This window comes from Aliivibrio sp. 1S175, assembly GCF_001690985.1.
GTDB lineage: Bacteria > Pseudomonadota > Gammaproteobacteria > Enterobacterales > Vibrionaceae > Aliivibrio.
This window is the reverse complement of the sequence record NZ_MAJS01000013.1, coordinates 147483-160795: the sequence shown is the minus strand read 5'-3', so window position 1 is coordinate 160795 and position 13313 is coordinate 147483. Positions and strand designations below refer to the sequence as shown.

7 protein-coding genes are annotated in these 13313 nt (G+C 40.0%); 3 read left to right on the top strand and 4 right to left on the bottom strand.

Annotated features, from left to right (window positions below; all coding sequences use genetic code 11):
* The first annotated feature begins 122 nt into the window (after positions 1-122).
* Positions 123-4460, top strand: a complete 4338-nt coding sequence (locus tag A6E06_RS07070; protein ID WP_065591936.1) for a calcium-binding protein — start codon at positions 123-125, stop codon at positions 4458-4460.
* A gap of 151 nt (positions 4461-4611) precedes the next feature.
* On the opposite strand, the gene A6E06_RS07065 is transcribed toward A6E06_RS07070, so the two are convergent.
* From A6E06_RS07065 to A6E06_RS07055, 3 genes are all read right to left on the bottom strand, one after another.
* Positions 4612-5388: a hypothetical protein gene (locus A6E06_RS07065; RefSeq protein ID WP_065591935.1), complete on the bottom strand. Its 777-nt coding sequence runs from the start codon at positions 5386-5388 to the stop codon at positions 4612-4614.
* 289 nt (positions 5389-5677) lie between these two features.
* A complete protein-coding gene (locus A6E06_RS07060) occupies positions 5678-6967 on the bottom strand; it encodes an HlyD family type I secretion periplasmic adaptor subunit (protein ID WP_065591934.1) in 1290 nt (429 codons plus the stop codon).
* Between the two features lie 14 nt (positions 6968-6981).
* Positions 6982-8679 carry a type I secretion system permease/ATPase gene (locus A6E06_RS07055; protein WP_065591933.1) on the bottom strand — a complete coding sequence of 566 codons (1698 nt, stop codon included), beginning with the start codon at positions 8677-8679 and terminating at the stop codon, positions 6982-6984.
* A gap of 181 nt (positions 8680-8860) precedes the next feature.
* Here A6E06_RS07055 and A6E06_RS07050 point away from each other — a divergent pair, with 181 nt between their 5' ends.
* Both A6E06_RS07050 and A6E06_RS07045 read left to right on the top strand, forming a co-directional pair.
* Positions 8861-10339 carry a DUF3131 domain-containing protein gene (locus A6E06_RS07050; protein ID WP_141676910.1) on the top strand — a complete coding sequence of 493 codons (1479 nt, stop codon included), beginning with the start codon at positions 8861-8863 and terminating at the stop codon, positions 10337-10339.
* Positions 10332-11129, top strand: coding sequence for a family 16 glycosylhydrolase (locus A6E06_RS07045; RefSeq protein ID WP_065591932.1), 798 nt, complete (start codon positions 10332-10334; stop codon positions 11127-11129). Before A6E06_RS07050 ends, A6E06_RS07045 begins: the two co-directional genes overlap by 8 nt.
* Before the next feature lie 29 nt (positions 11130-11158).
* Here A6E06_RS07045 and A6E06_RS07040 read toward each other — a convergent pair whose 3' ends face one another.
* The gene (locus A6E06_RS07040) at positions 11159-13312 is read right to left on the bottom strand and encodes an ATP-binding cassette domain-containing protein (RefSeq protein ID WP_065591931.1); all 2154 of its coding nucleotides are present in this window, start codon (positions 13310-13312) and stop codon (positions 11159-11161) included.
* Between the last annotated feature and the right edge of the window lies 1 nt (position 13313).

The following is a 13313-nucleotide window of genomic DNA, read 5'->3' as shown; positions in this document are numbered from 1 at the left end:
TATTTATGGATATCTAATTATTTATTCCTATTCTATTTATAACGAACCTTATATTACGAAAATGGTAGCGGTGTTGTGAAGTCCTACTTAATGTAATTGTTATTAATAATAGAGAGGTCCAAATGGAAGGAACCAAATATAACGATACAATCACGGGCACATCAGAAGATGATAATGTAAATGCTCAATCAGGTAGTGATCAGGTAGAGGGTTTATCTGGTGACGATCACATTGCTGGCGGTGAGGGCAGTGACGTTATTTCTGGTGGTGAAGGCAAAGACACTATTTTTGGCGATGTAGAATATACCCCTGAGGACAATGCTTCAGAAACCCCTGACGCTGGCTCTGGCGGTGATAGTTGGGGAACGTCTCAATCTGTTTATCAATTTACAGCATCAGAAGACACGCCCGCAGAAGAAGTGACGCATGGCGCGCGATTAGGTAATTATTTAGTTGATGACGTTGGCAATATTACCACCAAGTTTACGCTTAATACGGTATTAACCACGGTGACGATTGAGCTGACGGATCAAGATGGCAATGTGATTAAAACAGTTCAAGCCCCTGTTGATGAAAATGGAGAGGTCAACCTAGATATTAACTTTACGGGTGATGAAATCAGTAACGATCAAGTGATTAACTTTGTCTTAAAAGATCCTAATGGTGATCTAATTACTGACATTGAAGCGGTCGAGTTTGTCGCTCATAACATTTATGACGATCGCATTGATGGTGGTGATGGTGATGATGCCATTTTTGGGCAGCAAGGTTCAGATCTTATCATGGGTGGGGCGGGCAATGATTTCCTCGATGGTGATATAAACGACGACCGTTTATATGGCGGAGAAGGCGATGATGTGCTTATCGGTGGTAATGGTGATGATGAACTGCACGGCGGCGAAGGTAACGATACCCTGTTAGGCAGTGATGGTGATGATACTTTATTTGGTAATGCGGGTAATGACATTCTTCTAGGCGAGCTTGGGAATGATCGTATTGAAGGTGGTTTGGGAGATGACATTATTATCGGTGATGACGGTGATGATGTACTTTATGGCGATGAAGGAAATGACTTATTACTTGGTGGTTCGGGTTCTGACCAACTTTATGGTGGTGAAGGCAACGATGAACTACAAGGTGATGCAGGAAGTGACATTATTGAAGGGGGGGCGGGCGACGATTTCGTTTTAGGCGGCGCTGGCGATGATGTAATTTCAGGACAAGATGATAATGATTTATTACTGGGTGGTGATGGAAATGACCAACTATCAGGTGATGCAGGTAATGATCTACTTTTTGGTGAATTAGGTAACGACACTATTACTGGTGGCCTTGGTGATGACGAGCTTTATGGCGATGATGGTGATGATGTTCTTATTGGCGGAGAAGGTAATGATCAACTCTTTGGCGGAAAAGGAACCGATAGATTAGATGGTGGTTCTGGTGATGATATTCTTCATGCCAATGAGGGGGATGATGTTATTAATGCTGGCTCAGGTGATGATGTTATCTATGCGGGTAGTGGTAATGATGTTATTGATTCAGGTGAAGGAAACGACACTGTTTTTGGTGAAATAGGCAATAATTCCATAGTATCAGGTGATGGGGATGACACAATTTATACCGATTATGGCAACGATGTTATCGACTCTGGTGCGGGTGATGACCTCATTTATTCTGGTTCTGGCGATAATCAAATCACTACGGGGCAAGGGGCTGATGTGGTCTATGCCGATGCTGGCGTTGATACCATTGATACTGGTACTGGTGACGATATTGTGTATGCCGGCGATGGGGAAAACACTGTTGTAACAGGTGAAGGTAATGACCAGGTTTTTTCTGGTTCAGGCCAAGACACGATTCAAACAGGCGCTGGAGATGATGCTATTTTCTCAGGTGGTGGAGCTGATGTCATTCATTCAGGTTCGGGCAACGACGCTGTTTATGCTGGCGCTGGTGACGATATTGTCTATGGTGAAACCGGTAATAATCGACTGGTCGGAGAAGAAGGCAATGATACGTTATATGCAGGTGAAAATGGCAGTGTACTTATTGGCGGGCAAGGCAATGATGAACTTGTTGGGTCGAGTGAAAATGATGAGTTACATGGCGGCAGTAACGATGACCATTTAATGGGTGGTTTAGGGGATGATATTTTAACAGCAGGTTCCGGTAACGACACATTGATTGCCGGTGAAGGCGATGACACCATTTATGGAGACTCTGGTACAAACCAAATTGATGCCGGTTCTGGTAATGATACGATTTATGGTGGTACAGGTACAGATACGATAACTGCAGGCGAGGGCAACGATACGATTTATGCAGGAGCAGGGGCTGATGTAATCGATGCCGGCTTGGGCGATGACAGTATTGATGCTGGCGCTGGGAATGATGATATTGCTGGTGGATTGGGTAACGACAGCCTCTTTGGTGGGGATGGGGATGATACTCTGGTTGGCGGTGAGGGCTATGATTTCTTAGCCGGTGGAGAAGGCAACGATACATTAATCGATGATGGACAAGATACTCTCGTTGGTGGTGGTGGCGATGATACGTTAATAGCTGCAGCAACAGGCAGCCATCAAATGTATGGCGGAGAAGGTAACGATACTCTTGTCGGAAGTGCTGCTGGTGATACGCTTTATGGTGGCGAAGGGGCAGATACCATTCAAGGTGGCGAAGGCGATAATACCTTATTCGCAGGTGGTGGTACCGATACCATAACCGCAGGCTCTGGCGATGATACGGTTTACGGCGAAGCCGGCACTAATACCATTGATTTAGGAGAAGGGACAAACACCTTATTTGGCGGCAGTGGGTCAGATAGTGCAGTATCAGGCAGTGGTGATGACTCCTTATATGGTGGCGAAGGAAATGATTCCTTAGCCAGTGGCAGTGGTGTTGATTATCTTGATGGCGGTCAAGGTGCTGATTTACTTCAAGGTCAAGAGGGCGATGATGTTCTTGCTGGTGGAGAGGGAAACGATACGTTAGAAGGAGGTTCAGGTACGGATAAATTGTTTGCAGGCTCTGGTAACGATAATTTATCAGGGGGAGATGGTCAGGATGAATTGCATGCCGAGTCAGGTAACAATGTTCTTCATGGGAATGATGGAGACGATGTTTTATACGGTGGTTCAGGTGATGATTCATTGTATGGTGATGCCGGCGATGACCGATTAGAAGCGCTTAGTGGCAATAATGCCTTAGATGGCGGAGAAGGGAACGATAATCTTAAATCAGGATCAGGTAATGATACCTTGGTCGGTGGTTTAGGTGAAGATACGCTTGAGGCTGGCGATGGTAGCAATACGCTTGATGGTGGAGAAGGTAATGATAATCTAACTTCAGGCTCTGGCCATGACGTATTGCAAGGTGGCAGTGGCAATGACACCTTAGTTTCTGGCTCTGGTAATGATCAGCTCTTTGGCGGTGAAGACAACGATAAACTGTACGGTGGTTCAGGTTCAGATATTCTTGATGGTGGCGTTGGGGATGACCGATTATTTGGTCAAAACGATAATGACCAGCTTTATGGGAACTCTGGTAACGATTATGTTTCTGGCGGCTCTGGCGATGATAGCCTGTATGGTGGCGATGGTAATGACACCTTAAAAGGTGACAGTGGAAACGATGTCCTTTGGGGAGAACAGGGTAATGATACTCTTCAAGGTGGATCGGGAGATGATGTACTGTATGGCCAAGAAGGTGACGATACCTTATCTGGTGGTGGTAATGCCGATTCACTTTATGGTGATGTAGGTGATGACCGATTATCAGGAGATTCTGGCGCAGATAACCTCTCTGGTGGAGAGGGGAACGATTCACTCTCTGGTGGTAATGATGATGACTATCTTGATGGTGGTGTAGGCAATGATACCTTAGATGGTGGCTCGGGCGATGACCTTATTTTTGGTCAAGAAGGTAATGATTATCTTGATGGCGGCTCAGGCAGTGATCAGATCTTTGCTGGTTCAGGCAACGACACCTTAGTTTTCGACCAAGATGATATAAACACAACCGATGGAGCAACCGTTCACTTTAGTGGTGGCGAAGGCTTTGATGTCATGGTTGTTGGTAGTGATGGTCAAGATAACGTCATTGATATGACACAAACGGCTTACCAAGAAATCGAAGGCGTGGTGGTTAATACCTCTAATACGGAATTGAAAATCGCATTAGATAAAATATTGGTTAATGAGAGTGCTGGAGAAGCAAATGGGCAGTTTGTTTGTTCAGGCGTCGAAACCCTTAATATCGATGGTTCTCATTGGCAATTAACCGGCAATCCATTATCTATGGACAGTGCTTTAAAAGACGCTTATGAAGCCAGTAATATAGATACCACTAGCTTAAATGGCTATACCTTTGCGAACAGTGCCGGTGATGAAGTTACCATCTGGAGTGATTGCGATGAAGACCAAATTACGATAGCAGACCCAAATGACATGGCGTAATTATAGTGTCATTACTGTGATTATTTATTTTTCACTTTAATGAAATAAAGCCCACGTTCCATTTAAATGTAAGACGTGGGCTTTTTTGTAGCTTATTATAATTAAAGAGATAAAAGCCGATGACCGTAATTTTTATCGGCTTTTTAAGATGTTAATCTTCAATACATAACTGACGGTTTTGAGCTGTAATCGATGTATCATTAGCAATAACAAAATGATAATAACTGGAGTCCATTTGGTTTTTTTGCAAGTAAGTTCTAATATGGCTTAGGGTACTTTTAGCTTCGTTATAACGATATAAATAATCTTTATCGCATTTATTCTCTACACTTAAATCTACTTGGTATGAATCAAATTTTTTCATCAATGATTCTACTCTTTCCTCATCAATGGCTTTTTTCTCTTCAGCACTTACCGTTTTTTCTACAGGAGTGTTCTTTAATTTATCTAATTCTGTACGTTGTTGCTCAAGATCAGCCTCTTTAGATTGTAAGGCGATTCGGTCTTTTTCTAGTTGGGTATTCATCTTTTTTTGTTCATTTGCTAATTGCGTTTTCATTTTCCTATTGTAATTCGATTTATAACGGGCCAGCTTACGTTGTTCATTATGTAACTGCTGTTCTAATAAGCTGATAGTCAGATTTTTCTCTACTAAACTTTCACTTACCATACTTAAATCTCGGCGTAAGACGTTATTTTTATCATAGAGTTCAAGCATCTCCTTTTCTAATTGAGAGGTTATACCGTTGTATTCTTCCAATGATGTTGCCATCATTTTTTCTGTCATTAATGCCTTCGTTAATTTCTCAATAGTTTCGTTTTTATTATTAATCGATGAGCTTAAAGACAGCAACATCATTCCGCCGATAAAAACACAAGCTATGAGGAACATAAGGAAAATTTGCAGTTTTTTAGTGTATGTAATCATGAGAACGTTCTCTAATTAATTGGTCGTTAAGCGTTTATTAAACTAAAGTATGCAGCACTTTTTCATCGCAATGTGGACAAAAATAAGAGTGCTTATGTATAAGTGTTTGACAATGTGGGCATGGCAATTTTATGCGATTTTTACTTAATAAAATAAGACACAATCCAACAGGACCAAGTACGTACCCAAGTAGTATTCCAGCAATAAAATTTCCTTTGCGATAACCAATAAAAGCAGTTAAGGCAAAGAAAAACAGATAAAAACTAAGCCAAAAAATCATGAGATATCCTTATTGTTCACGAAATGCTTTGTAGTAAGAATTAAATAAAGGCGCGGTGAGATAATCCCATAGCGTTCTTTTTTCAAGTAAAATTAAAACATCGGTAGGCATACCGGGGTAAAGCTCAACATTGCTTAGCTTGGTGATCTCTTCTTGAAGTAGTTGGATTTTTACCAAGTAACCGGTTTCTTTTTCACCACGTTGATTTAGCCTATCTGCGGCAACGTAGATAACGGTTCCTGTTATTGGAGGGGTTTTACGAATGTTATAAGCGCTTAATCTGACTTTTGCTGTTTGTCCTGTTCTTACTACGTCAATGTCTTCAGGTTTCACTATGGCTTGTACTATTAATTGTTCATTATTTGGAACAATCTCCATGATGATATCTCCAGGATTGACTACGCCGCCAATACTGTGAACATTTAAACCGACAATAGTGCCAGTATGTTCACTTCTTACTTTAATTCTTGAACGTATATCTAGCGCCGTTTTTAATGCTTGATTTATGTCTAACCACTCTTTTTCTAATTGGTTTGATTGCGAGGAAATTGATTGTTTTAATTCAATGTCTTTAGCCTCGAAGTCTTGTTTTAGCGTAGTTAGTTGGCGAGTAGATACATTAATTTTGGTTTGTAATTCTTCTCGCTGAGATTCAACACTGGCTTGATGTCGTTGGATTTCAAACATCTTAGTTTGAGAAACGTATCCTTTTTTAAGCAACCCTTTCATCATCGCGATTTCTTTATTTACCAATTGTAGTTGACGTTTAATCGACGTTAATTGAGATTTAGAACCGCGAATTTGTTCGGTCAGTTGCTCTTTATTTTGGTTATATTGATTGGTTCGTAGTTCATTACGCAATAAGAATTGTTGAAACTGAAGCATTTGACTATTTAGAATGTTCATTACGTCAGCACTGTTGGCTTCTTCATGATAGGTCTTTGTCCAGGTGATGGTTTCATTATTTTCTAATTCCGCCTGTAAGCGCTCTATTGTGGCTTTTAAGGAAATTGAACGCAGCATTAAACGATAATAATCGGCATCGGCTTTCGTGTTAGCAAGCTCAATAAGCAGTTCTCCTTTTTCGACGTGTTGTCCCTCAACAACATGAATTGCTTTTACCCAGCCCCCTTGTAAATGCTGAATTTTTTTACGCTGAGATTCTACAACTAGAGAGCCATTAGCAATGGACGCGGAGCTTAATTGGGCAGTGGTAGCCCATAAGGCAAAGCCGCCCACAGTAAAAAGGATAAAGAGAGAGCACATGATGATAATTTTTGTGGTACCGAACTGAGTCATATCACTATCCTTATTTACGCGGTTTGGGGAACGGCATCAGTAGGGGTATCAATGCCAGACATGTCTTCTAAAAACAGTTTAGATGGTCCTGCTTTTTGCACTTGTCCTTCTTTTAATGAAATAACCCAATCCATTTGGCGTAAAAAACCAGGGCGATGACTTATCATTATTACCGTAATTTTTTTCTCTTTGCAGTATTGAAGAACAATCGCTAAAGCAATCTCACCCTCAGGGTCAAGATTCGAGTTAGGCTCATCGAGCACTAAAATGGAAGGATTAGAAAAAATAGCTCTAGCTAAAGCGATACGTTGCTTTTGACCACCAGAGAGTTGAGAGCTGCCGCCTTCTTCTAAATAGGTATCGTAGCCTTGAGGAAGAGAAATAATTAATTCATGAATGCAGGTTAGTCGAGCAGCAGCGATAATGTCTGCGTCTGGAGCCTCGGTAAAACGACAAATGTTTTCAGCAATGGTGCCAGACAATAACCCGACTTGCTGAGGTAAATAACCAATATGTTGCCCAAATTGTTTTTCAGGCCAAAGGTGAATTGCAGCACCATCGACTTTGATTGATCCAATACTTGGGGTATGGATCCCCATTAATAGAGACACTAATGTTGATTTCCCTGAACCAGAATTACCCAAAATAGCGAGCGCATTACCATGCCCTAATTTAAAGTTGATATTTTGTAGAACCGGTTCTTTTCTGTGTGGCAGTTTTAAACCCACGTTTTGAAAATGTATGTCGCCTTTGGGGTTTGGCAAGGTGGTTTTAGCGGCATTCTCTTCTGCAAAAGAAAAAGATCGCAGGCGTTGATAAGCTTTGAATGCGCTATACCATGATTTCCAACCGTTTACGGCTTGCTCAAAAGGCGCTAATACTCGCCCCATAATGATAGAGCTGGCAATAATAGCGCCTGTTCCTATGTCTTGTTGCAATGCGAGCATAACCCCGACGGTTAAAATCAATACTTGTAATATGGTTCTAAGGTAGCGGCTGATAGCAAGTAATTGGCCAATGCGAGAGTTTACGATCCATTGCAGGCCTAACATTTTTTGGTTTTGTTTATTCCAATATTTCCCAACGCTTTCAGCCATACCCATTGCTCGAAGTGTCGAGGCGTTTCTAAGGTAATCATTTAATTCTAACGTTGTTTTAGCCGCAACTTTATTACTCTCAAGAGTAGAGGCTTTTGCAGAGTGCATCATTATGACGGCAAGCACGATAAATATGACGCAACCCGATAGCGTTATTAATCCAATGGCAGGGTGAAGCATAAAGAGAATGCCAAGAAAAAGCGGGATCCAAGGCATATCAAAAATGGCTGCACTAGAAGGTGATAATAAGAAACGTCTTATCTCAGACATATCTTGTAAGCCTTGTTTGCTTATGTTTTTGGATATGGCGGACTGCCGAATACTTTCCGATAGCATCATTGAGCTGATAGCGACATCCAGCTTTAAACCAGAACGCTGTAATAGGATAATACGAAAATATTCAACAACCGCTTGGGCGGTTAATAGAAAAATAGCGATAAAAAGTAATGCATAAAGAGTATCCAAGCTAGAGCTACCAAGTACTCTATCGAATAACTGTAAGCTGTAGAGAGGCAAAGTGAGTACCAAAAAATTAATCGCACAACTGAACAACAATGCGAACGAAATATCTTTCTTTGTCTCTGATAGTGATTTTTTTAGCTTATCCTTAAACAAAAAGACACCTCAATAATTTAGAATCATTCAATGAAATCAGTATAGGAAAAAGAAACTAGGATCCGTAATTAGAAGTGGCACTTTCTTCATATCTCAATAAATGATGTGGGTTGTACCATTCTTTTTTACGAAAATGCATTTACTTATCCTATGCTTAGATAATACACACAGAGGAGGTGTGATGGGGCAAATTGGTGTCTGGAGTAATAGAATAGGGATTATTTTTTCCTTGCTCGCAACAATGGTCTTTGCAGACACGGATTCCCCTAGTTTTTATGGGAAGCGAGCGGTCGCGCCTATTGAAAACGCTCCTGAATCTCCAGTCTTAACCTTTCAGCGTCGATCTATCGTTATTACTCCGACTCAAGACCCTATGTTGAGTGAGGTAGCGATTAAAGAGAGCGTAAAAACAGCGACAATCAGTGAGTTAAATGCCAAGCATAGTTCGTCTAATTCAATCGAGAGTTCAACCGATTTTTTGCCATTAATCGAACTTTCTCGTAATGAAAAATTACTTGCCAAAAAAGCACATTATTATTTTGAACGTAATTGGAATAAATCTACCGGGTTTACCGATTCGGTCCAAGGGTACCATCATGTCACCATGTGGGATGTTGGTAGTGATATCAGTGCTCAGTTATCACTAGAAGGGCTAGGGCTACAATCGATTGAACTTACCAATACGAAATTAGAGCGCTTACTTAATACTTTGCTCACAATGCCGCTATACCAAAATAAACTTCCCAATCGAGAATACAATACCAAAACAGGAAAGCCATCTGGTCGATACAGTAAAACGAACAATAACGGAAATGGGTGGTCGGCATTAGACATTGGTCGGTTATTGATTTGGTTGCATATCCTTACACAAGAAAAGCCGCAGTTAGCCCCTTTAGTGAATGATATTACAATCGCATGGTCATTGGCTTCTGCGGTACATGATAAGACGTTATATGGCACAAAATTAGGAAGCAAAGGGGAATATTATCGCCAAGAAGGGCGTTTAGGTTATTTGCAATACGCAGCTTTTGGTTTCTCTTTATTTGGCTTTGATGTCAGTGCCAGTTATGAAAAGAAAGACGTAACACAAGTCAATATTGAGGGCATTCTATTTTATATTGATGATCGAAATATGCCTTTTTCAACGCCGGATCCTTATGTATTAACGCGGTTGGAATTGGGCGATTTTACACAGTGGTGGGAGCAATTAGATACGATTTATCTTTTGCATAAACAAAAAGAAAAACAAACGAAAAGGGTATGGGTATTTGCAGAAGATGCTATGAATAGAACGCCATGGTTTGCTTATAATAATCTTTTTTTCTATGGTAAAAGTTGGTTGAGTACTTCATCGGGAGGAAAACCGGTTGAAGTGTTTCAAACATTCAGCAATAAAGTCGCGTTAGGGTTGAGTGTTATTTATGACGATGATTATTCAAAACGATTATCAGAACGCGTGGTGAGTAATAGCTTAAGTTATCGCTCAATACCTACTGGTGTGTATAGCGATCGTTCAATCAATACGGCCTATAATATTAATACTAACTCAATGATCTTATCTTCGTTGTTATACAAAATGAGAAATAGGACAGCCATGCTACCAACAAGTATTATTCGTCATAATGAATCAAAAGATCTCGTTGGAGGGAGTAATGAATAGATATGGCGTGTTTTTGGTTGCCGGCTTTTCTTCTTTTTTTGTGGAGGCGTGTAACGTGGATGAATGCAATGGTGATTATTTTTTTGACCCATTAAACGATTTGAATGAGGGGTTGTTTGAACGTTCTCACCATTGGAGTAATGGATTCCCTTTTACAAATCGATGGGAAAAAGGAGCGATTAATTTTTCAGATGACGGCATGAAAATAGAGTTAAGTGACGATCCAAAGAAGAATGAAAAATATACATACCGCTCTGGTGAATTACGCAGTCGTCATTTTTATGGTTATGGTTGTTTTTCTATTGAAATGAAACCGGTCTCTTCGCCAGGAATTATTACGTCATTTTTCTTGTTTTCAGGGCAGCACGATAAATATGAAGGGAGTAATGCCCAACATAATGAAATAGATATAGAATTTGTTGGCAAACATACAGAGTCCGTCCAATTTAATTTTTGGACGAATGATAATGATTATTCTAGTAATAATGCAGTTCTAATTCCCTTAGGGTTTGATGCCTCTAAGGCGTTTCATGAATATGCTATGCGATGGAAGAAAGATCGTATTCAATGGTTTGTGGATGGTGAAATGCGTTATGAGGTACTGCAATCAAAAAGTAACCCTATTCCAACCGTGAGCGATTCACGCTTAAAAATCATGGCGAATGTTTGGCCTGTAGACGATAAACTAGCCTCATGGGCAGGGAAAGTGGATATTTTAAATCAACCATTAAATGGGACTTATCGGAACCTATCTTTTACACCAGATAAAGGGTGTAGAGGCGATAAATAAATTATCGACTCTACCGTATTAATTTTAAATTAAGTTAACATCGCGGGGGCGGCTTGCAATACTTTATCTGGCGTCCCATAGAATTTCTGAGAACCCTCTTTTTCGAGTAACAAACAGAAATCAGACGTTGCCACCATTGACTTACTTGTTGTAGTAAAAATAACCGTACTGTTTGCCAGATATTCACTGAATAAAGACGTTAAATATTTACTGTTCTCATGCTCTGATCCAACGAAAGGTTCGTCTATTATGACGACTCTTTTTCTGCAATAGCCAATGCCAATAGCAAGTGTCAGTTTTCGTTGTATTCCATCTGGTAATGATGAAAGGAAATCCGCGCTTAGTAGCGTATTTTTTCCATTAGGAAGATAAGGCAATAAATCCAAAAAGTTTAGCATGGCATCAATGAAGGTTGGTGGAACGTAACCATTATAGATGGTGTAATTAGCATGAACGGTTCCATGATATAAATGCATATCAAAGGGAACATAGCAAATACTGTTACGAAAGCGGAAGTTGTTGAATTGGTTTATGTTGTAGCCATCAATTAATAACCGCCCTTGAAAGCGCGTTTCAATACCACTCAATATATTCATTAAGGTAGTCTTACCGCTGCCCGATGGCGCACATATTGATATTTTACTGCCAGCTTTTATTGCAAAAGAAAGGTTTGTTAATCCCTTACTCACACCTTGATAACGGTGTGATAAACCTAAAATTGATAATTCGCCACTAAACTCATGGATGGGTGTGCTTTTTTCTATGCGACTTTTATCATCATCTAAAGACATTAATGCATTTATTTGTGCAGTTGATGCCTTGATAGTGTCGATTTTAGCCAATGAGTTATATATCCCCATAATCGGCGTTAATGTTTTCCAAACTAAGATAATGATGGCAAGCATTGCCCCAGGATTAGTATCTCCAGCCATTACAGCTGTTACTGCAATCACAATGGTTGTTGTCCCAATGACCTGAATAAAACTGCTTCCTAGTTGCTGTATTTTCGAGTTAGTCACTGAAACATGATGAGAATCTTGTAAGCGTTGAGTTAAGGCTGAATTAAAGCGAGATTTAATTACTGACAGTAACGGTAATTTTTGAATTGAGTTGACGTTACTTAATATTTCATTCCATTGGTAAGACACCATCGCGTTGGCTCGAGAGCTTCTTGATGTCGCTTGCATATAAATATATCGAGCATAAATACAGAATAACATCATGATAGCGATACCAATAATTACGGTGATCGCAGCACTGCCAGACATGATGAAAATAGCGATTAAGAAAATGAAAATAAAAGGTAAATCAAAATAACTTAGGCTTGATTCAGCAGTAACGAGTTGACGAAATTGGTCAATGTCTTTTAAACGAGCAAGTTGAGAGGAAGTGGCGGCATTAGAGGTCAAAGAATAGGGCAGCCAAAGTAATTTTGATATGACTTGATAAGAGATATAACGGGCAAGTTCTTGACCTGATGTATTTAAAATAGCCATTCGTTGTTTTTTAAATAAATACTCCATGCCTGCGATCACCACGGCGCCAGAAGCAAGCCAATAAAGGGTTGAGATAGAGTCAGCAGTTAATGCAAAGGTATATACCCCCATAATAAAAAAGGGCTGCAAGGTGCCTAACAAGCTAATTAAAAGGCTTAATAATGCAAGGCTTTTGAATTCATTGTTGTAGTGATAGAAAACATGCTTTATCCAATTTCGCTTGTCTTGTGATTCTGGTGGTGGCTCTCTAAATAAACGTGAATATTTAGAAATAGCACATACCTTAGCAATCAATTTTCCTTTGGCTTCACTTTCTATCGTAATGTCATTTTCATAGTCATACAAATAGAGAATATCATCGTCAAAATTTAAGAGAATATAGTGCTGTTCATGTAAGGTAATAAAGCTAGGGCAATCTATCGCTAAGAGTTGGTCTGCATGGGTGATATTACTTTCAATGCATTGGTAGCCAAGTCGAGTCAGTGTTTTATTAAATGAAATAACGTGGTCGTGATCAGATAAAAACGCATCAGAAAGAATATCTGGGGTTCCTTCCCATTCAAGCGTGACTAAAGTGTAAGCCAATCCAAGTAATAACGGATTTTCTGAATAACGAGTATGAAGGTGTCCATTTTTAAAGTGATGGAGACGCTCTTGTATCTCATCAAACGCAATTAATGTATCCATA